The 24,085-nt window shown below is 69.4% G+C and carries 17 protein-coding genes and 1 tRNA gene; 8 read left to right on the forward strand and 10 right to left on the reverse strand.

The window, feature by feature from the left end:
- Window positions 1–194 precede the first annotated feature (194 nt).
- The 3 genes from I4J89_RS38410 (at window position 195) to I4J89_RS38420 (ending at window position 2,603) form a co-directional block, all read left to right on the forward strand.
- Complete coding sequence (locus I4J89_RS38410) at window positions 195–428, forward strand: hypothetical protein (protein WP_196419110.1); 234 nt, start codon at window positions 195–197, stop codon at window positions 426–428.
- A gap of 2 nt (window positions 429–430) precedes the next feature.
- Window positions 431–1,456 carry a site-specific integrase gene (locus I4J89_RS38415; RefSeq protein WP_196419111.1) on the forward strand — a complete coding sequence of 342 codons (1,026 nt, stop codon included), beginning with the start codon at window positions 431–433 and terminating at the stop codon, window positions 1,454–1,456.
- A gap of 160 nt (window positions 1,457–1,616) precedes the next feature.
- Window positions 1,617–2,603, forward strand: a complete 987-nt coding sequence (locus I4J89_RS38420) for a hypothetical protein (RefSeq protein WP_230860314.1) — start codon at window positions 1,617–1,619, stop codon at window positions 2,601–2,603.
- A 388-nt stretch (window positions 2,604–2,991) separates the two neighbouring features.
- Here I4J89_RS38420 and I4J89_RS38425 read toward each other — a convergent pair whose 3' ends face one another.
- The 5 genes from I4J89_RS38425 to I4J89_RS38445 all read right to left on the reverse strand — a co-directional run bounded on the left by I4J89_RS38425 (window position 2,992) and on the right by I4J89_RS38445 (window position 12,509).
- Window positions 2,992–5,610 carry a transglutaminase TgpA family protein gene (locus I4J89_RS38425; RefSeq protein ID WP_196419112.1) on the reverse strand — a complete coding sequence of 873 codons (2,619 nt, stop codon included), beginning with the start codon at window positions 5,608–5,610 and terminating at the stop codon, window positions 2,992–2,994.
- Window positions 5,611–5,771: 161 nt separating this feature from the next.
- Window positions 5,772–6,881 (reverse strand): DUF58 domain-containing protein, encoded by a 1,110-nt coding sequence (locus I4J89_RS38430; RefSeq protein ID WP_309238660.1) that lies wholly within the window; start codon window positions 6,879–6,881, stop codon window positions 5,772–5,774.
- Window positions 6,878–7,855, reverse strand: a complete 978-nt coding sequence (locus tag I4J89_RS38435; protein WP_196419113.1) for an AAA family ATPase — start codon at window positions 7,853–7,855, stop codon at window positions 6,878–6,880. Before I4J89_RS38435 ends, I4J89_RS38430 begins: the two co-directional genes overlap by 4 nt.
- Window positions 7,849–10,359 (reverse strand): fibronectin type III domain-containing protein, encoded by a 2,511-nt coding sequence (locus tag I4J89_RS38440; protein ID WP_196419162.1) that lies wholly within the window; start codon window positions 10,357–10,359, stop codon window positions 7,849–7,851. Before I4J89_RS38440 ends, I4J89_RS38435 begins: the two co-directional genes overlap by 7 nt.
- A 155-nt stretch (window positions 10,360–10,514) precedes the next feature.
- Window positions 10,515–12,509 carry a tetratricopeptide repeat protein gene (locus I4J89_RS38445; RefSeq protein ID WP_196419114.1) on the reverse strand — a complete coding sequence of 665 codons (1,995 nt, stop codon included), beginning with the start codon at window positions 12,507–12,509 and terminating at the stop codon, window positions 10,515–10,517.
- Window positions 12,510–12,698: 189 nt separating this feature from the next.
- On the opposite strand from I4J89_RS38445, the gene I4J89_RS38450 reads away from it, so the two are divergent.
- Window positions 12,699–12,783: transfer RNA gene (locus tag I4J89_RS38450), tRNA-Leu, on the forward strand.
- Here the strand turns inward: I4J89_RS38450 and I4J89_RS38455 are convergent.
- From I4J89_RS38455 to I4J89_RS38465, 3 genes are all read right to left on the reverse strand, one after another.
- Entirely contained in the window at window positions 12,765–13,223 is a 459-nt protein-coding gene (locus tag I4J89_RS38455; RefSeq protein WP_196419115.1) for a hypothetical protein, read from the reverse strand. The genes I4J89_RS38450 and I4J89_RS38455 overlap by 19 nt on opposite strands.
- Window positions 13,172–13,756 carry a recombinase family protein gene (locus I4J89_RS38460; RefSeq protein ID WP_196419116.1) on the reverse strand — a complete coding sequence of 195 codons (585 nt, stop codon included), beginning with the start codon at window positions 13,754–13,756 and terminating at the stop codon, window positions 13,172–13,174. Before I4J89_RS38460 ends, I4J89_RS38455 begins: the two co-directional genes overlap by 52 nt.
- Before the next feature lie 249 nt (window positions 13,757–14,005).
- Complete coding sequence (locus tag I4J89_RS38465; RefSeq protein ID WP_196419117.1) at window positions 14,006–14,713, reverse strand: TRM11 family SAM-dependent methyltransferase; 708 nt, start codon at window positions 14,711–14,713, stop codon at window positions 14,006–14,008.
- 138 nt (window positions 14,714–14,851) lie between these two features.
- On the opposite strand from I4J89_RS38465, the gene I4J89_RS52085 reads away from it, so the two are divergent.
- Window positions 14,852–15,874 (forward strand): IS5 family transposase, encoded by a 1,023-nt coding sequence (locus I4J89_RS52085; RefSeq protein WP_373688192.1) that lies wholly within the window; start codon window positions 14,852–14,854, stop codon window positions 15,872–15,874.
- Between the two features lie 214 nt (window positions 15,875–16,088).
- Here the strand turns inward: I4J89_RS52085 and I4J89_RS38475 are convergent, their stop codons facing one another.
- Window positions 16,089–18,191 (reverse strand): sensor histidine kinase, encoded by a 2,103-nt coding sequence (locus I4J89_RS38475; protein ID WP_196419118.1) that lies wholly within the window; start codon window positions 18,189–18,191, stop codon window positions 16,089–16,091.
- Between the two features lie 553 nt (window positions 18,192–18,744).
- On the opposite strand from I4J89_RS38475, the gene I4J89_RS38480 reads away from it, so the two are divergent.
- The 3 genes from I4J89_RS38480 to I4J89_RS38495 all read left to right on the forward strand — a co-directional run bounded on the left by I4J89_RS38480 (window position 18,745) and on the right by I4J89_RS38495 (window position 22,228).
- A complete protein-coding gene (locus I4J89_RS38480; protein ID WP_196419119.1) occupies window positions 18,745–19,212 on the forward strand; it encodes a hypothetical protein in 468 nt (155 codons plus the stop codon).
- A 774-nt stretch (window positions 19,213–19,986) separates the two neighbouring features.
- Window positions 19,987–20,823, forward strand: a complete 837-nt coding sequence (locus I4J89_RS38485; protein WP_196419120.1) for a DUF1206 domain-containing protein — start codon at window positions 19,987–19,989, stop codon at window positions 20,821–20,823.
- Between the two features lie 970 nt (window positions 20,824–21,793).
- Complete coding sequence (locus I4J89_RS38495; protein ID WP_196419121.1) at window positions 21,794–22,228, forward strand: sigma factor; 435 nt, start codon at window positions 21,794–21,796, stop codon at window positions 22,226–22,228.
- On the opposite strand, the gene I4J89_RS38500 is transcribed toward I4J89_RS38495, so the two are convergent.
- Window positions 22,225–23,937 carry a sensor histidine kinase gene (locus I4J89_RS38500; protein WP_230860318.1) on the reverse strand — a complete coding sequence of 571 codons (1,713 nt, stop codon included), beginning with the start codon at window positions 23,935–23,937 and terminating at the stop codon, window positions 22,225–22,227. The two genes, I4J89_RS38495 and I4J89_RS38500, sit on opposite strands and share 4 nt — an antisense overlap.
- Window positions 23,938–24,085 lie beyond the last annotated feature (148 nt).

The raw sequence follows: 24,085 nt of genomic DNA on the forward strand, positions 1-24,085 counted from the left end.
CGGGAGCCGCGCCTCTCTTTGAACGCCATTGACGTGCATGTTTGCCCCAAAAGCAATCTTGTCGTAGAGTGCGACTGCAGGTGTTCTATGCCCGCACAAGCCTCGATTCTCATCGAGGCTTTTTCATTGGTCCGGAAAGGCCCCGCTCGCCATCGCGAGCGGGGCCTTTTCGTTTCACGCCAGGAGGTCGTCCCATGCTGCCCTCGCCAGTCGTCATGGCCGCATTGATCGCCGGAGTCGCGCTCGCCGCTATGGCCATCACCGCGTGGCTGGTTCTTCAGATCGCCCGGCGGGCGCTCGACAAGACGGCCCCCGACGAGGTCGAATCGGTCGTCCGGGCGCTCGGCGCGCTGATCCATCCGCTTCGCCTGTTCCTGCCCTGGTCGCGACGAGACAGCTCGGCGCGGTCGGACAAGGATCGGAAATGAGCATGGGAGACAGAAAGCCCACCGACGACACCGGTGAGGCCGCCCTCGGTGAAGTGGCCGGCGCCTACCTCTACGCCGAGGTGTTGTCGCGGATCGACGACGAGACCGATCGGATTCTGATCTTCGCCGGCGTCGGCCTCGACATCTCCGAACGGAACCTGTCGCTGGCCCTCAACATGGACATAGCCGACCTGACCGCCCGTATCGACAGGGCCCTCTCCACCTTGCGCGAGGACCAGGAGATGGCGGACAAGCTTCACGACTTCCGCCGCGCCGGGCGGGCAGAGAACTATCTGGCCCTCGCCTATCAGGTGGGCTTGCAGGATTGGTTCTGCGCGCAATGCGGGCGGCTCATGGTCCAGTCCGAGCGAGGCCGCCGGCGCAAGACCTGCAGCGGCAGGTGCCGGCTCCGGCGCTTCCGCGGGCACCGGCCGGTCACCACCGCGCGGGCGGCCCTCCCCGCGCCGGCGGTCACACCCAGCGTGCCGGACGAGATGTTGAGCAGGTTGGTGGCACCGATCGACCAGGGAGCGCGGCCGATCCACCCCGGCCGCGACGCCCTTCGCTGGTGGCAGCCGGAGACGCGGTTGAGGGACCGTGCCGTCGTACTGCTCGGATTCTCCTGCAGCGTCGCGCTGACTCCGGCGGACATCGCCGCGCTCGACGTCGACGACGTGGTCCGGACCGCCGCCGGGGCGGAGGTGCGCCTCCACCGGCGATCGGCCCTGCCGACCCGCTACGTCACCATCCCGGCCAAAGAGGAGACGATCTGCCCCGCGGCCGCCGTGCTCGCCTGGGCTCGTCACCTGGCGGCCGCGGGGCACCGGAGCGGAGCACTCTTCCCACGCCTCGACGCCAGAGGAAGGCTCATCGCGACCCGACTCACCGGCCGGGCCGTCGCCACGATCATCGAGGCCGCGGCGGCGGAGGCGTTCGAGCAGGTGGAACCCACCAGGCTCGGCGTTGCCACGCCGGTGCTGTCCTTGACGGACGGCAGGGCGGCGACGCATGGCGGTCCGGATCGCTGAGCCTCAAGTGCATCGGGATTCAGCGCCGCCCTCGCTGGCCGCCAGCGCCGCCCCTCGCTGGCCGCCAGCGGCCGTGGGCCGGCGGGCCTTGCCAGCGGGCCTTGCCGGCACGGGTTCGCGGGGTCGAAGCCCACCTGCCGCGGCCGGTACGTTGATCGCCATGAATCAGCATGGACATGCAGCCGGTGGAGTCCTCCAGCGGCTGCGCCACGGGGTGTTGGTGACGGCGTTGATGGTCGTGGCTGCGATCGTCGCCCTTCCGGGTTCGGCCGAAGCGGCGCAGGAGCCGCCCGGCGGCCGGGCGAACTACACGGTCGCCCTGATGCGCAACGTCGGCACCGAGTCATTCGTACGGCTCGCGCAGTACAGCCTCCGCGCCGACGGCACCATCCGGGCCGACTACTGGGCGTGGAACGCCCAGCAGACCCAGCCCAACGTCTCCTCCGGGCTGAGGACCTTGGGATGCGCGAACACCTGTGACATCTGGACCCCCAACGGCTTCCAGAGCGCACCGAAGCAGCTCTACGGCACCTGGTCGCTGACCAGTACCGACGACCTGTCCATCACCTGGACCAGCGGTAGTTCCGGGGTGGAGCGCTGGAAGTTCGCGAACCTGGCGACGGCTACTCAGCTGACGCTGGCCAGTCACCCGACCGCCAACACCGGTTGGGGCTGGGGCAGCCGGATCGGCTTCAACACCGGGGTGCCGGCCCGGACGATCTTCGAGTCGAACATCCTGCCGCTGAGCGGCCCGTGGAGTCAGAACAACTGGGGAGAGGTCCTAGGCGGCATCACGCAGCTCCAGATGACCGCGAACGGAACGTTGCCCGTGCACCTGTGCGACAACAACGACGGCAATCCGGGCAACGACCACTGCATCAACGTCACCACTCCGGCGATCGGCGACAAGCCGGAGAACAAGGCCTACATCGGCGGCACCGGCACCGACCGGCGGATGTTCTACAACCACGAGCTGAAGACCGTCAACTCGGGTCCGTGCCCGGCGCGCGGCCACCTCAAGGCGGCGTTGCAGATCCTCGACGACAACGGCACTTTCCGCGGGCTGATCATGGTCGAGGCATCACTCGCCGCCAAGACGTACGGCACCAACATCCTCGGTATCTTCGACCTGAACAACATCGACTAGGTGTGACCACTTCATTGAAGGCCTCCAACGGTGCAGTGGAGCTGCTGGAGGCCCTCATGCCCACACCAACGCCGCGTCGACTCCGCGACCGCGACCGCGGCTGGCGCGTCTGGCCTTGGTCAGGCCGGCCCCCGCCCGCTCACTGGCGTTGGCCGCGAGACAGTCGACCCGAATAGATCGACATCCGTCTCGGTACAGGAGTAGATTGAGCCCCTTCCGACGGGCCGATAACGGCACGAGGCGGCTGATACCGGATCGGCGCCAGCGGCCACGACAAACTCCGGCGATGCGATGAAGACATTTCAGGTACTGGCAGCGACGCTGATCCTGGCCGTCGCCGCGCTGCTGCTCGTCCTCGCGATCATGTCGTGGTAGCGCGATTCGCGAGTCAGTCGTCGCGATGCCAGCGCAGCGGGCCGGGCCGGAGGCTCCACCAGATCCGCGCCCACCTGGGCCGATCGCGGCGCAACGCGGCAGAGAAGGCCAGCACCTGGGTCGCGGCGCGGTCGGCTTGGGTGGCGTCCGCTTGATCCGGCGCGAAGCCGACGACGTTGACGGCCGCGACCAGGTCGTCCAGCGGCGGCAGTGACTGCCGGCCGGAAGCCGACGGCGGCAGTGACTCTTGACGCGCCGCCAGATCACCCAACGGCGCCACCGGCTCCCGGCCAGCCGCCAGATCACCCAACCGCGACATAGCCTCCCGCCCAGCGGCCATATCAGCCGACGGGGACACTGCCTTCCGGCCAGCGCCCATATTGGGCAACGGCGACACTGCCTCCCGCCCAGCCGCCAGCTCGGCCAACGACGGCACTGGCTCCGGACCTGCGCCCTGATCGGGCAGCGGCGGCGACTCCCAGCCTGCGTATGGGCCGTCCGCAGCATCACTGGCCGGATCCACCACTTCCCGGCTCTCGCCACGCGGCGCTCCAGCACCGGACGCGGACGATGGCGCAGCGGACCCTTCGTGCCCAACACTCGGCAGCCTGGCGGCGGCTTCGGCGGAAGGCGTGGCACGCCGCAAGCGGATGAACCGCCGGGCCGCAGGCGGCGGCATCGCGGCGTACTCGGCGGCCTCGGTCGCCGACAGGTGAGCTGGGATGGGACGGCCCGCCAGCCGCAACGCGTCGGTGAGCTCCAGCCAGGCTCCGGCGATCCGCTCCCCCGGCCCGCCGGTGAACAGCCGCCGGCGACGCTGAGCGCGCCGCATCTGGACCACGGCCAGCCCGCCGATCACGGCCACAACGAGCACTGATCCACCCGCTCCCCCGGCGACCGCGAACGCCGGCGGGCCCGCATCCAGCGATGGAGCAGCGAGTAGCGCGGAGGACGCGGCGGAGGGCGTGTCACTCGGGGCGGGCTCCGACGGGGTGGGCGGCGGCGTGGTCGGCCGCGGCGCGAGGTCCTCCTCGACCGGGCGCGCTTCGTCGCTCTTCGGCATCGGATCGAACGCGACCCAGCCGAGCCCATCGAACAGCACCTCCGGCCAGGCCAGCGCGTCACCGCCGGTGACTTCGCCGCCTGCGGCGGGCGCGGTGAAACCGACGACGATGCGGCTTGGCAGGCCGATCAGGCGGGCGAGCAGGGCGTACGCGGCCGCGAACTGCTCCGAGGTCCCCACCCGTCCGCCCTGCTCCGCCCGGCCGAACAGGAAGTGGGCGAGGTTCGGGTACGCGTGCCCGCTCGGCGCGTCGCCCACGGCCCGGTAGTGCTCGGCGAGGAATTCCTCGATCGCGACGGCCCGGTCGTACGCGCCTCCGTTGCCGTCGGCGAGGTGTTCGGCGAGTCGCTGGATCTGCTCGGGCACGCCCGAGCCGACGCTGAGGTAGCGGGCGACCGCGTCGCCGGAGGGCGCCTCGGCGATCGGCAGCAGGTTGAGGTCCGGGGTCTGCACGCGTGAGGTGGCCGTGTAGCGCAGACCGTGGCTGAGTCCTTCCGGCCGGATCAGGGTGCCGGTCCCGGCGTCGTAGGCGACCCGGGCCCCGGAAACCGTGGCCGGCGCGGGGATCGCGGGCAACAGCCGGCCGGTCAGCCCGGTCACGGTGATCTCCTGCCGGGCGTCGGCGACGGTCGCTCCGGGCAGCACGGGTTGTTCCGGGAGCACCCGGCCGGCGTTGCGGTAGACGCCACCGACCCGCCAGGTCACCCCGTCGTAGTCGGGCAACACGGCAAGCCGCAGCCGCACCTCACCGCCGGCGCGGGCGGGATCCGGGCCGGGGCGGAACTCGAGCAGTGGCTGCGCCGGAGACAGAGCCCATCCCGAGATCCGGTTCAGCGGACTCTCGTCCAAACTGTCCACGCGGGGCGGTTCCACGTACCGCCGAGGGTCGGCCGGGGTCGCGGAGACCTGGCGGCTGACCCACGGCCCGGCCACCGCGACCAGCGCGAGCAGGGTCAGCAGGCCGGCCGCCGCGGTGGCGAGCGCGTGTGCGCGTACCCGAGCTGGAAGTCTCGCCGAGGCCGGATCACCGCCCAATAGGGCCGCCGCCACCAGCGCGGCGAACGCCAACGTCGGCCCGGTTGCCGGCCCGGCGTTCGGGCCGACCACGTAGAGCGCGGCCACGTAGAGCAGCACCGGCGGAAGGCAGCCGAACAGCACCCGGCCTCCGCGAACGGCGATCTCGGTCGCGGCCAGCCCGGTGAGCCAGACCGCGACGATCGGGGCGAGCACGGTGTCCGGCTCCGGTTCGACCGGGATCAACGCGGTGAGCAGACGGGGGATGCCGTTCGCGAGGGCGTCGCGAAGTACGGCCGCGGTCAGCCCGGCGGGGGCGGCGAGGTGCAGGGCGAGGACGGTGTAGCCGGCGAGCAGCAGCGCGGAGATCGGCGCGGCGGTCCACGATGGCAGGCGCCGGGCCGCGACACCGGTAGCAACCGAGCCCGCCGCGGCACCCGCGCAAAGTGGCAGAAGCAAGCCGTCCGAGTAAATCCGGCCGAGCACCGCACCGGCCAGGGCGAGCAGTCCGGCCAGGGCGACCGGCAGGATTGCGGCGCGCGCCCAGCGCACCATCCGTCCACCCCAGGCAGAGCGACCGGCATCACCACGGCTCACCACGGGCTCATCCCGAGCAGAGCCACCGGCATCGCCACGGCTCACCATGGGCTCACCCTGAGCAGAGCGAACGGAATCCATCCGCCCACCCCGAGCAGAACCACCGGCATCGCCACGGCTCACCATCCGCGCACGCCGTCCCATGCGGTGGCGAACTCGGCGCCATCGGCGGCCTCGATGACGATCATGCCGGCCACGCCCAGCTCCGGAGCAGCGTCCCGATCGCCGAAGATCGCGGCGACCACCACCGGATACGCCCCGCGCAGCCCGCTGACCGCCCCCAGATCCGCCCGCCCGCCAGGCCCGGTGAGAAAGACCAGCGTGTCCCCGAGCCGCTGCGCCCGCAGCCGCCGCAGGCCGGCCCCCAGATCCCCGTCCCCCAGCCCGGCCTCGGTCAACACATCGAAAAACGGCCCGGACGACGCGGACGAAACCAGATGCAGGCTGACCGGCAGCCCCTCCCGTACCGTCGCGGTGACCACCGACGCCGCCGCCTCACAGGCGTACTCGAACGAGTCGGGCGTATGCGCCCCCACCCGATCATCAAGAAGAACCAGCACGGTCGGCTCGGCCGTATCCACCTGCTCGCGCACCATCAGCTCGCCCACCTTGGCGCTGCTTCGCCAGTGGATCCGGCGCAGCTCGTCGCCGGGCACGTACTCGCGCAGCGAGTCGAACGTGATGCTGCCGTGCGGCACCTTGTCGACCTGCCCGTCAAGGCTGCGCGTCAGCCCGGCCGGCACCGCACGCAGCGGATGGATCCGCGGGTGTACGCGCACCGTAACCGTCCCGCCGTAGGCACGCCTCACTCTCACCAGCCCCAACGGATCCCGCCGGGTCACGCCGAGCGGCCCCACCGGCACGAGCCCACGCCGATGGGTAGGAACCGGATACGACGTGCTGGTGTCCCGCCCCGGCCGCAACCGCAGCAGTGGCACCGGAACCGTCGCCGGCCCGCACCGGTCGACGGCGAGCAGGGTGGCCGCCCGCATCCGGCTGCTGTTGCGGATGGTGAGCGTGATGGTCGCCGGATCGCCGCGGGCCACCCGTTCCGGCTCGGCGACACGCTCGACACCCAGCCGTGGACGCCAGGCCGCGAAGGCGAGCGCGCCGGTCACCGCGAGACCGGCGGCGGCGCCGAGCAGGGCGAGGTCGGGGTAGCCGTAGTGGAAGCCGGTGGCGAGCAGCAGCACGGCGGCGACCAGCAGGGCGATGCCGCGAGCGGTCACGGTGCGGCGGGGACGCGCTGGTCGGGCAAGGGTACGGCCACCGACCGCACCGCGTCCGCCAGCACCTCGGCCGCGGTGACGCCACGCAGCTGCGCGTCGGCCGACAGCAGGACCCGGTGGGCGAAGACCGGCGTGATCAGCTCCTTGAAGTCCTCGGGCAGCACATAGCCGCGGCCGTGGATGAGCGCGTAGGCACTTGCCGCACGGGTCAGAGCGATCACGCCACGTGGACTGACCCCGACCCGGACCTGCGGATGGTCACGGGTCGCGGCGGCCAGCCGTACGGCGTACGCATAAAGGGGTTCGGCGATGTGCACACCGTGCGCCATCCGCACCATCTCCCCGATGGTGGTGGTGTCGGTGACCGGCTCCAGGGCGTCCGGTGACCGCCCGGCCGCACCCCGCAGCACCTCGATCTCCGCTTCCTCGTCGGGATAGCCGACGGCGAGCTTCACCAGGAACCGGTCGAGCTGGGCCTCCGGCAGCCGGTAGGTTCCGTCCATCTCCACCGGGTTCTGGGTGGCCACCACGAGGAACGGTTGCGGTACCGGATGCGGCACGCCGTCCACCGTGACCCGCCGCTCCTCCATCACCTCGAGCAGCGCCGACTGCGTCTTCGGCGACGCCCGGTTGATCTCGTCGGCGATCACGATGTTGGCGAAGACCGGCCCCGGATGGAACTCGAACCCGCGGCTGGCCTGGTTGAAGATGGTCACGCCGGAGACGTCGGAGGGCAGCAGGTCCGGCGTGAACTGGATGCGCCGCCACTGCCCGCGCACCGACGCGGCGAGGGCGCGGGCCAGGGTGGTCTTGCCGACGCCGGGTACGTCCTCCAGCAGCACATGGCCCTGGGCGAACAGTGCGGTAAGTGCGAGCCGGACCACCTCGGGCTTGCCGAGCACGACCGTGCCGATGCTGCCGGCGAGCTGCTCGGCGACCTGGGCGAATCCTTGGACGTGGGCGGGGGTCAGCACGCGGGCAGGTCCTTCAGGTTGTCGCCGGAGTCGAGGTTGAGCCAGGCCCAGGGAATGTAGGTCTTCCCCTTGTAGTCGACCTGGATCCACCAGGTGCTGCGCTTGTGCTTGTTGTAGACGAAGGCGTAGACCTGTTCGCCGCTCTTCTTGCAGTACGTCTTGAGCCGGGTCCCGGGTTTAGCCCAGCCGGCCTGGCGGGCGTTGACCTGCTGGGTGATCTCGAAGATCTCGTTGCCGTTGCGCCCGTCGACGTCCTTGTCGCAGTAGGTCTTCTGCGCTCCGCTGCCGCCGTTGACGCAGGTGGCTGTTCCGTAGAGGGCGGCCGTGGTCGTGCTGATCGCGTCGATGGCGACGCCGGCGGCGTTGCGCACGGTGACGGTGAGCATGTAGCTGGTGCTCGGCTTGAGCCCGGTCGCGACCAGGCTGGAGCATTTGCCGGAGGAGCCCTTGCCACCGCCGGAGACGGTGAGCGTGCAGGTGGTGCCGCCTCCGCCGGTGTCGGCGCTGAAGGTCACGGTGGCCGCGTTGTGTGCCGGTTTCACGCCGGTGACGGTGATCTTGGGCGGCGCGACGGTACGCGCGGACGTGCTCGCCGCCTCCCCTTCGCCGGCCTCGTTGACCGCGACGATCTTCACCGGCACGTTCTGCCCGTTGCCCAGCCCGGTCACGGTGACCGTGGTGCCGCCCGTGACGTCGGTGGACTTGCCGCCCGCGGTGACCACGTACTTGCTGATCGGCCGCCCGTTGCCGGCCGCCGCCGCCCAGCTGATCTTGATCGCGCCGGCCTGGTTGCCGACCGTCACGGCCGACGCGTTCTCCGGACGACCGGGCTTGGTGAACGGGACGACGCTGTTACTGATCGCCGACGCCTTCGACCCGGCACCCCGCTGGTTGACCGCGACGACGGTGAACGCGTACTGCTTGCCGTACTCCAGGCCGGGGACGGTGAGTGAGGTGCCGGTGGCGTCGCCGAGCGCGGTGGTGCCACCCGCGGCGACCGCAGTCACCGTGTATCGCTGGATCTTGCGGCCCTGCCCGTTCGCGGCGGGCCAGCGGACCGTCACCGACCCGTCGGGTTTCGCCTCGGCGGTCGGGGCACCGGGCGGATCCGGCACCTCGGCGGTGGGCCGGACCGCGTTGCTGGCACGGGCCGGGCCGTCACCCTTGCGGTTGACCGCGTGCACCTGGAACCGGTACGTCTCGCCGTTGGTCAGCCCACCGACGACCAGGGAGCGCTGGTCGGCGCCGACCTGAAAGGTCCGCCCGGCACCGGAGACCACATACCTGCTGACCGGGGCGCCGTTGGCGGCGGCCGCCTGCCAGCTCACCCGCGCCTCGGCGTTACCAGCCGCGGCCCGCACGTTGCGCGGCGCGCCCGGCTTGGTGACGGCCGGTTTCGGCGGTTTGCGTTTGCGTTCGGGTGGGGCGGGCGGGGTGGTCACCGGTGGCGGGTCGCCGCCGAGGACGCGATCGTCGTACTTGTCAACGGTCCGGACCGTGTGCTTGTCGTCGACGACGCGCGCGGTCGAGGCACCGGGAGCGTTGATGAACAGGTAGTTCTCGCGTACCTCAAGCTCCAGATCGCCGCCCGGCCGCGCGACGCGGATGCCCTCGCGCGCCTTGCCGCTCGCGTCGAAGACGTGCACCGTGTCGCCCTCGGGGACATAGAGGAAGCCCTGCCAGGCCACCGCCGGCCGCAGTTCGCCGCCCTCGCCCGGCACCGTGACGTCGGTGCGCACGCCCTGCTCGTCGACCGCGACGACACGCCGCTCGGCCGGAACCGTGACCGCCACGGTGTCGCCGTCGGTGTGCGGCGGCAGCACGCCAGGCCCGGTCAGCGGCAGCTCGGTGGTGCTCTTGCCGGTCCCGATGCGGGTGAGCTGGCCGGTAGTGCGGTTGAGCACCGCCACCCCGTCGTCCATGCTGGTCAATGCCAGGTCATGGCTGGGCCCGCCGACCGCCTCGGTCCGCTCCCGGGTCGCCGCCGCACCGGCCGGCGCGGGCGCGATCGCCGTGACCGTGCCTTCGCTCGGCGAGGCGATCCACAACCGCCCCGTACCGTCGAAGACCCCGCCGGTGATGCCCGGCGGAAACCGCAGCGGCTCCCCCACCGGTTGCAGCGATCGCGGATCGACCTGCTGAACCTTGCCCTGCACCGCATCCACCACGAACGCCGCGTCCTCGTGCAGCGCCACACTGATGCCCGCGCCGGGCGTCGACTCGCCGTGCCAGAACGCCCGCAGATCGGCGAGATCCATCGACCCGATGGCGCCGGTGTCCACATCGCGCAGGATCACGAACCGATCGCTCTGACTGACCTCAAGACCGTGCCCACGCGCCGGCCCCACGTCCACCCGGGTGTCAATCTTGGCGGTGACCCCGTTGACCCGGGCCATCTCGCCCCGCTCCCGGCTCCACATCCACGACGCCGCGTCGAAGCTGGCCAGCGCCTCATCCGCCGACCCCAACCCTCGAACGGTCAGCCCCAGCGCGGTCGCGAGCATCACGACGACACCCAGCGTAACCAGATGACCACGGCGCGCCCTGGAGGCGTCGGAACTGCTCACACCGTGATCCCCTCGTCACAGCCGGTCAGGACCGAGCCATCATAGGGAAGATTCGGCGCCTGTCGATACCCGCTTCGCGCGCCTGTGGACAGTCACCGGGACCGGCGGGTACAGACCTGCTCAGAGCTGGCGAACCGGTCGGTCGCATAGACCACGACCACCGCGAAGCAGTAGTCCAGCCCCTCGTTCAACCCACTCATCCGAAACGACGTCTGCCCAGCTCCCACCTGCGAAACCGGCTTCAGCCGCTCCCCCGGCCGGCCCATCATCACCACGAACGGCGCCCGCCCACCGGCCGGGTCGCTCCACCCCACCCCGACACTCGAGCCCCGGTCATCCAGAAGCACGCTCCCGGGCGCTTCGCCCGCCAGAGTTGGCACACTCGACGCGGCGGGCGAACTCGTCGGAGCCGGCACCGGCTCGGTAGCCCGATCCGCAAGCACAAAAACCAGCGCCGCTACCGCAAGCACGGCAGCGACCATCGCCGCCACCACCGCAAACAGCGCCATACCGCGCCGCCGGCTTTCCCCCATTTTCTGGTACGCGCCACCCATGCCACTGCCGGGTAAGAGGTCGGCTCCCCGCCCCGATTCCACGCCCGGCGCCCCCAGCCAGACAGCCACCCCGCCCGCGTCCCGCCGCTCGTCGGGCTCCTCCTCGGGCCATCGGTCGCCTTCGGTTCCGCCCTCCCCCGGCTGCACCGAAGCCTGCTGCGATTCACCCGGCCACAGCCCTCCGGCGCCGTGCTGCTCACCAGGCCAAAATGGCGCCGCAGCCTGCTGCTCGCCGCCGGGCAATGACGGCGCCGCAGCCTGCTGCTCACTGGGCCACGATGGCACCGCAGCCTGCTGCTCGCTGGGCCACGATGGCACCGCGGCCTGCTGCTCGCTGGGCCACGATGGCGCCGCAGCCTGCTGCCCACCGGGCGAAGGTGGCACCGCAGCCTGCTGGCCGGGCCACGGAGGACCCGCACTGCCCTGCTGACCGCCCGGGCCGGGCGGCTTCGCGAGCTGCTGCTCACCCGGCCACGGATTGAACGCCGGCGGTTCCTTCGCCGGCGGGGCGGCCCACGGCCCGTTCCGCTCCGGCGGGGCGGCCCACGGTCCAGTCGCGCCTCCTCGCCCGGATCCGCCTTCCGGGTTCTGAGCCGTCGGGAACACCCTGGTCGGGACGTTCATCACGTCCTGCGGCGGTGGTTCGGTGGCGGGCCTCGCCGAGCCTGGTGACGAGCCAGTCCCAGGAGGCCGATCTGGCCGCAGCTGCCCAATATCCGCGCCGGCCGGAGACGTTCCCGAGCCGGGCGGAAACAGATGAGTCGCGGCCTCCGAGGATGGTTGCGCCGGGGTCCGCGTCCGGTCTCCACTGGTGGACCGCTCGGGTGGCCCCGGAGGCCGCTGGCTCGCTGTGCCCGGGGAGGCTTGCTCCGCGCCCGACGTGGAATGCGACGCCGAGATCGCAGGCGAGTGCAGCTGGCCCGTCGCGTCCGGGACAGGGTGCGTTGGGCCTGACCTGAAATGCGGCGGCAAGTCTGCGGACGAGCCCGGTGGAGGACGGCCTGCGACTGGAGGTGACGAAAGCCGGCCCGGGCCGGACGGCGGGAACAGTTCGGTCGGCGGCGCCGGTGGGGACTGTGCTGTTTCGCGTACCGAAGATGGGTTTTGGTCTTGGTGGAGATAGGCCTGCGCCCGGGTGACCGCCCAGTGCTGCGCGCCCAGCACCGCCGGCCCGTGGCCGGCCACGCGGCTGAAAGCCCTTCGCGCCTCGTGCCGGTTGCCCAGCCCCTGGGCCACCAGGCCGAGGTCGTAGGAGATCTGCAGCAGCAGCGGGTCGCTGTCGCCGAGCCGCCACTGCCCCGCCGCGTAGGCCTCCTCCAAGACCCGCCGCGCCGCCGCCGGGTCGTCCGCCCGCTGATACACCGCGGCGAGCTCCCGCAGCGTGGCGAGCACGTCCGGATCGTCCTCGCCCAGGTTCGCCCGGCCCAGCTCCGCCGCACGCTCCAGCAGCGCCCGCGCTCCCGCCAGGTCACCGGCAGCGATCAGCGCGTGCGCGCGTTCGAGAGCCGGGGTCAGCGGGGAGGGCTGCGACACCCCCGCCATGCTGCCCGGTTCGTCCCCAGTCCGCCAGGTCGGGCGGTTTTATGTCCCGGAATGTCCGACCCCCACCCCTTCTTAGTGGGCCGGCTGGGGCCGTGTACAGTTCTCAGCTGTGCGGCCCGCGGGGCAGCCGAAACCCAGGTGAAAGCCAGGACGACGGCTCCGCTAAGCTGTACTGAGCAGGTCCGGGTGGCGGAATGGCAGACGCGCTAGCTTGAGGTGCTAGTGCCCTTTATCGGGCGTGGGGGTTCAAGTCCCCCTCCGGACACAGACTGTAAGCACGCCGGTGCTGGCCTTGATTCGGCCAGCACTTTTGCTTTTCCTGGATGGTAGGTCAGTCGCAGCCCGAGCTGGCCCGTAGATCGCGGCCTTGTCTGCCGGGTCGGCGTCATGGATCACTCCGATGATGTCGGTCAGCGTGGTCACGATGTGGCGGATCTGTTCGCGGCTGAGCCGCCGCTTGCCACTGCCGCGTTGACGTAGGCGGGCTTCGGCGAGCGACTTCTCGGCCTGCGTCTGCGCGATCCACTCGCTGACCACCGCCGGATCGCCTCCGGTGTCAAGGACCGCGCGGTACCCGGCGAGCTTGCGGTCGCATGCGGTGATGATCTGGCTGTCTGCCGCGGTGTCGGCGTCGCTGTCCGGTTGGGCGTCGGTCAGCTTGTCGAGCGTGTCTTCGATGCGAGTGGGGTTAAACGTGGTGGCCAACCACCGGTCCAGGATCGGCACAACCTGGTTCTCGCGTAGGTATACCGCGCGGGGGTGTTCGACGTGGTTGGCCCCATGACCGTCTGCGAGTTCATCGCGGCACGCACGCGGACGCGAATCCGGGTGCGTTCGCCTTTGCTCATGCCGCCGAAGACGGACATGACGAGGTCATGGGCTTCGCTGTCCGGGTCAATGGGGCCGCCTACTTCAGGGACCCACAGTTGGACGCCGTAATGCACGAACAGCGGGAAGGTGAGTCCGTACTGGTGGCCGTAGAAAGCCCGCTCCGGTTCACCGATGACGACGGCTTGGAAACCCCTGTCCGGAGCCTTGAGCGCAGCGAGCAGGAGCGCGGCTTCAGGGCGGCGTTTCCAGGGCAGTGAGCGGGACGATCCGATGTCGAAGAACTCATGCGTGATCCGGCCGCCGGTGGCCGCGATCAGCGTTGCGGCGTGGGACAGCCGCCAGGCGCGGGACGCTTGTGGGCCTTGCTGGTCTTCGGTCGAGACTCGGCCGTAGAACGCGAAGTCCATGTGTCTACTCCTCGGGCGCTTCGCCGACGCTCAGGTGGTCGGCGGTGGCGAGGCCTTGCTCACGGGCTGCGCGCAGCAGGGATGCGTAACAGCATCCGTGCTGCGGCGGGAGTCAGGTTGGGAGAGTCACGGGCAGGCTCACCTGAATTGGCACGCCGGAGGCTGGGTCCGGGCCGGTGGACTGATCCGACAATACCGCATCTGAGCTGCGCGTATTCAGCACGCTCTGTTCGTTGCGCGACGACTCGGTCAAGGACGCCTTCCGCGTCGAGGGCGCAGGACGAGGATGTCGTCGTACCGGATGCCGTCGACGTGGTGGCGGCCCGCCACGAGGCGGCCGGCGCGCATCGTCGCGTAGGCGGCGTGGCGCACGGCGAGAAGGCTCAGGTCGGCGGCGACGGCGTCGAGGAGGACCGGGGTGCGCCTGGACGACCGCGACACGACGACGATCAGGCCGTTCGGGTTGAGTAGCGGCACGCATTCCTCCAGCGCGGCCGTGATGCCGTCCATCAGGTCGACGCGATTGTGGCGCGCTGAACTGCGAGGCGACACCGGCATGGTCGCGGAGGACGGTGGCGCGGTGAGGACCAGGCTGGCCCGCCCTCGCAGTTCTCGCCTGGGGGCGGCCGGCAGGCGGGTGACGTCGCCACGCACGATCTGGCCGTGGCCGATGCCGCTCTGTCGGCGGGCCAGGGCGAGGTTGGCTCGGGCGAGGGCGACCCATCCCGGGTCGTACTCAACGCCGTATGCGTCGCGACCACCGCGCACAGCCTCGGCCAGGGTCGTGCCGACGCCGGCGAAGGGATCGACGGCCAGGTCGCCGGGCTGCGTGTAGTCGTATATCAGGGCGACGGCCAGATCGGGCGCCATGCGATCCGGGTGGGCGCTCGAGCCGGAGACGTGGCGACCCCGCCGCTGAGTGGCGAGGCTGCGCTGCCCGACCAGCATCGTGTGCATGCTTGCGACGCAGTTCGCGTCGCAACCGGCGTGCGTCGGTCGCGGCCTACTCATGGCGCACCACGAAGATGAGGAAGTCGCCGCGGCGTTCACCGAACTCGCCCAAGCGATCTGACACCCCCGTCCGGTTCCCTCAGGGTGTCCGCACATCTCGCAACGCAACAGAGCCACGCCAAGTGGGAGAGAGACGGCACCACGGCGCGCATCCACGATCTTCTACGGTCGCGGGTGCGCGAGACGCTGGGTCGAGATGCCGAGCCGAGCGCGGCGGTGTTGGATGCTCAGAGTGTCAAAACGTCATGCAACGTTAGGGAATCCGAGCAGGGCATCGATGCGGCGAAGAAGATCAAAGGGCGTAACCGGCACATCGCCACCGACGTATTGGGGCTGCTGCTGGCCGTGGTGGTGACCGCAGCGTCGGTGTCGGATTCTGCCGCCGGCAAGGGGCTGTTGACCATGCTGGCGGCCGACCATCCGGCAGTGAGCGAGGTCTGGGTCGACGGCGGTTACCAGAACTCCGTCCTGCGTCACGGCGCCCGGCTCGGTATCGACGTGGAGGTTGTGCTCCGACCGTCGTCGGTAAAGGGCTTTCACGTCTTGCCGCGACGATGGGTCGTCGAACGAACCCTGGGCTGGTTGATGCAGCACCGGCGTCTGGCGCGCGACTATGAGGCATTGCCACAACGCTACCCAATCAGATGCCCTCTTAGAGGATCAGATGCCCTCTTAACCGGACTACTTCGACGTGAGCAGACGTTCGCTACTCTGCGCAACTTTGCCGCATGGCTAGTGTCCGGATCTGCCGAGTTGAGTGCGTTTCCATCGGCAAATTTCAGGGAGAATAATCGTCGACAGGAATACGACGGTGACCTTCTTTCCTCAAGCGGCATCGGCAAGCACGGCGGCGTACTTGCGGGCGATTCGGCCTTTAGGAGCCACGCCTGGGAGCCTCTTCGTTGTGGTGAGTTCGCGTTCCTTCGCCCGGCTGGCCGCCGTCATCGGTGGGGCATCCGCCGCTGGCGTCGCTTAGTTGCGTTTGTTTATCCTCGTTGGCGGCGGCTACCACCCTGGCCACTACCAGGCATGTCGGCAGTGACGCCCTGGGACGTTGAGCCGGTCAATTTCGGACGGGCAGTTCGCGTACGAATTGATCCTCGGTAACGACTGGTCGCACCGGTGCGACCGACGTCTCGACCAGGTGTCGTCGGCATTGATCGCCGTGCGTACGCGGGGTTTCGGCATGTTTCTGGAGCCGGTGAGGATCACGCGCATTTCGGCGATGTCATCACCGGCGAGGGAGATGGGCGCGGGTGGTCCCTCCCGGCTGAAATGGCGAGGTGAGAACCTTCTGGGATGGTTTCTGATAGGTCGTCGCTCAACGTTCGGGGACGGCGGGGTAGCCGGGGAGGCGGAGCAGCAGGCTGGTGCCGGGCTGGTGGGCGGTGTGGAGGGTGATGGTGCCGTGGTGCAGTTCGGCGATGGTACGGGCCAGGGCGAGGCCGAGGCCGAGCCCGGGGATGCCCTGGTGGGCGACGTTGCTGGCCCGGTAGAAGCGGCCGAACAGTTGGTGGTGGTCGGCCGGTGGGATGCCGATACCACGGTCGCTGATTCGTAGCTCGGCGACGCCGGCCTGGTCGCTTAGTTGAATGTGGACGTCGCCGCCGTCGGGGCTGTATTTGATTGCGTTGGAGATCAGGTTATCCACGAGTTGCCGTAGCCGGGCGGCGTCGCCGTGCATGGCAAGGTGGTCGGGCAGGTCGGTGTGCATGCGCACAGCGTTGGCGGTGGCGGCCTGCTCGGCGGCGGCGACCGCGGCGGCGACGACGTCGGCGAGATCGAGCGCGGTGACGGTGAGCTTCAGATGGCCGGACTCCAGCCCGGCCAGCTCGAGGAGGTCGTCGACGAGGTCACACAGCGAGCCGGCGTTGCGGTCGATTGCCTGGAGCATCAGCCGGACGTCGTCGGCCGAGAAATCGGGGTCGTCGGTGAGCAGGGCGGCGTTACTGGCGATGATTGCCAATGGGGTGCGCAGCTGGTGGCCGACAAGGGTGAGGAAGTCGTCGCGAGTTCGGCTCAGCTGCCCCCTGAGGTCGGCGGCCCGGTGGGTCGCCACGAACAGGCCGATCTGGGAGGCGATGCTGCCCAGGAGCACAGCGAGCAGGTCCTTGTCGTACTCGGGGGTGTTGGCGTAACAGGTGAGCACTCCCAACACGGTCTCGCCGTCGCGTACCGGGACGGCCAACACCGTACGGATGCCCTGGTGATCGCAGGCTTGCGCCCGGGCCAGGGACTCCTCGGTGGCCAGGTGCGCGCTGTCGGTGAGGTCTGGCACCCACAGCGGTTGTCCGGTAGCCCACACGGTGCCAGTGATACCGACGCCCTTGTCGACACTGCCGCCCACCGGATCGTCGAGTCGTAGTCGCGGGGCGCTCCATTCCGCGACCACGTGCAGGGTGTCGGTGAGGGAATCGATGAGCCACAGCTCGGCGTGCGGCCAGCCCAACGAGTCGGCTACCGCGTGCAGTACGTCCGGAGCCGCGTCCTCGATAGTGGGCGCGGTGGAGAGGATCCGCATGACCTGCTGCTCGCAGGCGCGGAAGCGTTCGGCGCGGCGCACCGCGGTGACGTCGTGCAGCGCCGCCACCGCCCCGAGCCGCCGTCCGTCGCTGGTCGTGATCGGTTGGGCATGGGCGACGAAGGTTCGCTCGCGCTGGTCGGGAGCCTGGACGATCACGTCAGCGGCGCGCACGTGCTCCCCGCGCAGTGCCCGCATCAGAGGACTCTGCTCTAACGGCATCGGTGCGCCGCCCGGTTTGAAGGTCATGCCGGCGAGCCTTTGAGCGACCAGTTGTGGGGCCCAGTCCTCCGGGACGTCGTACAGCTCGCGCAGTGCCTGGTTGAAGACCGTCCAGTCGCCCTGCGCGCTCATGGCGGCGACGCCTACGTCCAGGTTTTCCAACAGTGCGGCGAGGAACCGGTTAGCTTGGTGCAACTCGTCGGAGCGGCGCAAGATCTCCGCCTGCATGTGCTCGGTCCGCGCCTGTAGCTCGGCGGTTTGCTGCTGCACTTGGTCGTCTTGCTGCTGGAGCAGCACCAGCTCGGTGACGTCCTCGACCTGATGGATGATGTGGGTGAGCTGCCCGTCAGGGCCGAGGATCGGGGTGTTGCGTGGGCTCCAGTAGCGCACCTCGAACCCGCCCCCGGCCGGCCGGGATACGTCGTACTTCTGCACCGCCATCGTGTCGGGCACCTGACGGCGTATGACCCGCTCCAGCGAGGCGCGCAGGTTCGCTACCCCGGTCGCCTCCAGGTCCTCGGGGTTGTCCGGGAACACCTCGAACAGGTTCCGTCCGAGGATTTCCCGGCGTTCCGTCATGGTGGCACGCAAGTAGTTGTCGCTGACAGCGGCGATCCGGAGCTCTGGATCGAGCACCAGGTAGAGTCCGGGCGCCGACTCGAACAGCTTCTGGAAGTTCACTCGGGTATCGGTCGCATCGACACCCGCCGCTCGGACACTTTTCGGCGAATCGAGCATATTGTCAGATTACCATCACTGTGTGTTCCGATGAAGCGACCATCCTCGACCGGCTGCTGCACCACTGCGACATTGCCGCGATCAACGACCAACTGCTGACTCGAACCGCCTTGGTGACACGGCAACACCAACATCAACGCTGCCTGAAACGGGCAGCCATCATGTCAACCTCGAACTACCGGGCCCGATCCTGACAGGTCGCCGAACTCAAGTCCCGCGTGCACGGATTTGCCGCACAGCATGCGAATGGACGCTGGCCGTCGTTACTGTCCGTGGCGGGATGCCGGGTCGGCGGCGCACGCTTGTAGACGAGGGTGGGCTGATGAGTCAAAGCGCGGACAGCGACCGATGCGGCCTGTTTGACTTTCTGAGACCGGTCGCTGAACCGGGGGGCATCGCCCGTAACGGTTCCCGCCGAACCGGAAGGTCTCCTTCGTGAGCCGACGTCTGTCCGAGGTCACGACCACGACCCTGCTCGACCACCGCATGTTTCGCGGTGGTCAACGAGGACCTCGGGGAAGGGCTCGTCCCAGCCGGGCATGGCGACGCCGATTGGGTGACCGCTGGATGGTCCGCGATCCTAGTTGTGACCCCGTTTGACCACTACCAGGCCATTCTGCGGTTGGAGGAGTGGGACGGCGAGCCCGGCCCTGAACCAGAGGACTCCCGCGGACCGTGGCAAGACGACGTGGTCACCGTCAGCATGGACTGCTTCGGAAACGGGGGCAGCATCGGTCTCAACCAGATCTCCGCAGGATGGGCGACGACCGGATTCTCCCTCAGCCATCCCGGTCGCTATCACGTGCGTCTGGCACGTCGGAACGGCGACGCCGAGAAACAAGCCCGCGCTGCGGTCTATGCAAGTTTCGACGAAGCCGACTGGAACGGGGCAGCGTTCAGGAAAGCCATGGATGCAGTCGACGTCCTCGAGGAATACCTGATCCGCTTCTGGCCGGCGATGTAGTCGCCTGGGACATGTCAACGCACGTACATGCCGCGATCCGCTCGCTGCCCACCGTGACACCGCGCCTGTTGCCCTGGTGCACGGACCTGCCGATGTGAGTGCGTCGACCGGCGTCGACGCTCAGTACCGCGTAATGAGGTGGCAGGGCAAGGATTACACGAAGCCGGACAGCGACTTTATCGCCCGACGTCCATCACACAGTTCGCGCCCGAGCCCGCTCCTGACGACCAAAGCCACTCCACGCTGTCTTGGCAGACGCGACGACATGGACTTGTCACCGTGGCATTTCGCCTGCCTCGCGTGCCTATTCACCCGGTGATAGCGTCACTGGTGAGCGCGGCCCAATAGGCCACACTCACCCTCAGCCGTGTAGGCGCAACATCAACGGTCAGCCCCCGGACCCCGGGCGACGCATCACCGACATCGATCACGATGCGCACCTGGAGGTCGGAAAATGGCGGCACCGTCAACACCTGCCAGCATCTATCTGGGCTGCCCACTGCCCGCCAACCACCAGCGCATGCCGTTGCTCGCAGCGAACGACCAGAGCAATGTCCTGCGTCGACAGGTTCTCACCGCCCGCCACGTGCGCAGTGCAAGGCTGGTCAACAGCCCCTTCGCCAGACTGAATCACCAGATCAAGCACCCCTCGCAACCGAGCATGCCCCCACCCCGCCTACACCCGCACCACCGTTGCGGCCTGCCCGGGGGCGCCCACATCCGGTCGCCGCGCCCCACCAGGCGTACGGACGCCGCGCTCGAGGGGAGCACCCGATGACAACAGCGGGCAACGCCGGTCACGCCGCAGTAGACGCCGCCCGGGATACGACCGACAACAAGTACTTCCAACTCCTCGGCCGCGTAGGCCTCGCCGCCTACGGGCTGGTCCATTTCACCATCGCCTACCTCGCGGTACGAGTGGCGCTCGGCGCCAGCGGCGCCAAAGCCGACAAAGGCGGGGCACTAGCGACCCTCGCCGCCCAACCCGGCGGGCGGGCGCTGCTCTGGGCAGTCACGGTAGGGCTTGCCGTGCTCGTGTTGTGGCGGCTCGGCGAGGCGACGGTAGGCCTACGATGGGTGCAGCCACACCACAAACGCATCCGCAAACGGATCGAAAGCGCGCTCACCGCGGTGGTGTTCGGGCTCCTGGCCGTCAGCGCCGGGAAATTAGCCGCCGGCGGCGGTGCAGGCTCGGACGCCCAGCAGAAAGCCCTCACCGCCCGCGTGCTCGCGCTCCCGCTCGGGCAGCTTCTGGTGGGCACGGTCGGCGTCGCCCTTCTCGCGCTCGCGGCGTACGAGATCTACCGCGGGATCCGGAAGAAGTTCGTCGAGGACCTCGACCTGTCCACCGCGAGCCCCACCGCCCGCACCGCCGCGATCCGGCTGGGACAAGCTGGCTACCCCGCCCTCGGCATCGCGTACGGCACCATCGGCATGTTGATCATCACGATGGCAGTGACCTACCGCCCAAACAAAGCAGTCGGCCTGGACGCCGCCCTCACCACCCTCGCCGCGCAACCGTACGGCACTGCGCTGCTGCTGCTCGTGGCCGCCGGACTGGCCTGCTTCGGCCTCTACTGCCTGTTCGACGCCCGCTACCGCCGCGGCTGAACCCTCGAAATTCGGACCGAGTCCAGGCGCATCGTTCATCACTCCGGCCGCGAGGATGAGCTCAATGCCGCGTCCTCGCCAAGAAGGCGCGGCGCGGCCTCCATTCCCCAGGCAATGGCAGCCCTGCCCGATACGACGGGTCTCGCGCTGCTCGTGGGCTTCGGTGCCGGCCTGTCGTACGCGGCGCAGGTCGTCACATTGCCCTGACCTCGGGATGTCGTGCTATCCGCTGAAGGCCATCGATGGGTATCGCGTAACAGTCATCTCGGCCCGGTGGTACGTACCTGACCTGCGCGGAACCTTTGAATGACAAAAGGGTGGTCGACGCCATGCCGTCGAAGTCAGTCCGCTGAGTGTCGGGCAACGGCTGGGCCAGTCATCCTGGCCCAGCCGGACGAGGGCTTGAACCCTTCCGGACCTGGGGCGAATCGCGTCGGGGCAAACCGCAGGGGACCAACTCGGGGGGCCGAACCAGCAGCCGGGCCACCGGTCCGCCACCCACCACCGACCGTGCCCGGCCAGCGACACAGACCGGGTTTCAGGATCCGATGACAGTGCAGCCGCTGCGCAGGGGATTTCGCTGGCGAACAGCTGAGTCTGACGTACGTCGGGGTGCCGATGTACGCGGCACCTTTCCAATTGTCCCAACCCGCTAAATAATATGCTCTTTGCCGGTGCGTGACCGGCGCGCGCAACCCGGCACAACGTCACGCTCCGTAGCGCACTCGCTTCTGGCTGGTGCACTACTTTGCCGACGAGCGGATGTTCTGACACCGGGCTGGTGGAATGGTCGGCGCGCTATGGCTCCAGGTCCTGCGGCGGGTGAACGTTGCGAGGCGGAAGTGGATCGCCATTTCCTATCGGGTGGTGCGCTGCTCCGGCATAGCTGCCGTTGGAAGCCGGTAATCCTCGGCTCTCTGATGGACACAGTCATCGGTGAGAGGGTGTCCACGGCGATGGGGAGGGATGGATGGGCGACGACGCGCCCGGCGAGGAGAGATTTAACCGGCTGTGGCATGAGCACGCAGCCGCGGTACTCGCCTACGCCCGGCGGCGGGTGGATGAGGCCCAGGCCGATGAGGTGGTGGCCGAGACGTTCGTGGTCGCGTGGCGGCGGCTCGCTGAGGTCCCGGTAGCGGCCCGGCCCTGGTTGTTCGGGGTAGCCCGCCGCGTCAGCGCCAACCAGCGGCGTTCCGAGCGGCGGTGGGACGCGCTAGCACGACCGGCTCGCCGAGGAACAGCAGGGCGCGGTTTCGGCTCGCCGGCTGCCGGGCTGGCCGGGCTCGCGCTTGGTCGGCTGCCGCCGGACAGATCGACGTGCGGTGCGCGGTCGATGCGGCGTCGCCGGGTAGGTGTAGGTGCGGACGACGATGTCGTTGTCCGCACCTTTCTAATTCGCGTCTAATTCGCGCTTTTCCGCATCGGCTCTGATGGGCTCGATGTCGCGGAAACGGTGGCGGGGCTATTTGGCGGCTTGGCGCCTTTGGGCAGGGTGAAGGTGAAGCAGGAGCCGCCGGCGGGGTTGTCGCTGGCGGTGATGGTGCCGCCGTGGCGTTCCACGATGCGTCTGCAGATCGCCAGCCCGAGTCCGGTGCCGAGATAGCCGCTGTTGACGTGCGCCCGGTGGAAGTTGCCGAAGATGGCTTCGTGTTGGCCTTCGGGGATGCCTATGCCGTTGTCCGCGATGCTTATGGTGACCATCGTTTCGTCCTGGGTGGCGCCGATCCGCAGAGCCGGGACGACGTCTGGTGCGGTGTATTTGATGGCGTTGCCGACCAGGTTGTCGATCAGTTGCCGGACCAGCACCGGGTCCGCCTGGACCGGCGGCAGCTCGCCGATGGTGAAGTGCGGCTCCGGTTTGCCGGATGCCACCGCCGCGTCGGTGCGGGCGAGGGCGATGTCGGCGACCACCTCGGCCAGGTCCACCCGGGCCGGGGCGACCGTCGCCTCGCGCACCGTCGCGTAGGACAGCAGGCCGTCGATCAGCCCGCGCATCCGGGCGGAGGCCTGGGCCAGACGGGCCAGGTCGGCGCGGGCTTGGTCCAGATCGGGATGCTCCGGTACGCCCTCCAGCGAGTCCCGCGCCGCCGTCGTCCACCCGTCCACGCTGGCAAGCGGGTTGAGCAGGTCGTGGGCCACCACGCCGGCGAAGTTGGTCAGCTCGTCGCGGTGCCGGCGTTCGGCGGTCACGTCGTGGAAGAGCGCCACCGTGCTGAGGGTGCCGTCGGGGTGCGGCAGCGCGGTGGCGGTCACCCGGACCACCCGATCTTGCGGCCCTCCCGGGTGGTGGATCAGCATGTCGACTCCGGGGGCGTCCTCGCCGGCGAGTGCTTGCAGGTAGGCCAGTTCGCCCTCGGTGTTCCGGGTGCCGTCGAGGTGGTAGAGGCCGGACCCGTCGGTGCCGCCGAGGACGTCGTCCCGGCCGTCGAATAGGTCGGTGACGGCCGGGTTGTGCAGTGTCACCCGGCGCTCCGGGCCAATCACGGCGAGGCCGTCGGCCATCGAGTCGATGATCGCGGCGAGAAGGTCGGCATGGTGCGTGACCTGTGCCTTCTGTACGGCCAGTTCGATCTGCCGGGCGGCCAGCTCGGCCTTCTCCTCGGCCAGGGCGCTCAGCAGCGCATTTCGTTCGTCGCGGCCCAGCGCCAGGGCCAACCCGACCAGGGCAACCAGGAGGGCGAAGACCTGCACGACGGCCGAGCGCTGGGCCACGTCACTGATCAGGGCGAACGGGCCGGAGCCGGCCAGCGTGTACCACAACCCGATGGCGCAGACCACCGTGTTGTGCAGCAGCACCCACGGGGTGCTGAGGCGAGTGGCCACCAGGACGGTGAAGCCGAGCAGGGCGAACGACATGGGAAAGCGGTTTTCGGACGCGAACACGGCCAGGTACCCGACGATGCCGAGGGTGCTGATTCCGGCGATCTCGCCGATCCGCCAGGGCGGGGTGGGGCTGCGGTGACGCCACCAACCGGCGATCGAGCGGTCCTCGGCCCGGAGCCGGGTGAGCGCGGCGCCCACGCAGATCCCGGCGGATCCGATGAGCAGGATGCTGGCCATGTGCCGCACCGCCATCAGGGTCAGGGCGAAGACCGGGAACAAGTCGATGAGCAACCAGAAGCCCAGCAAGTAGACGACGCCGGTGGCGACGGTCGCCCACGAACCCGGCCCCGAGCAGGGCCCACAGGTCGCGGGGGCAGCACAGCGACGCGTTGCCGCCCGCGCCCCAGAGGTGCGGGCCCCACCGGCGCAGCAGCCACAG

Origin of the sequence: Actinoplanes aureus, from assembly GCF_015704865.1 — a bacterium.
GTDB lineage: Bacteria > Actinomycetota > Actinomycetes > Mycobacteriales > Micromonosporaceae > Actinoplanes > Actinoplanes aureus.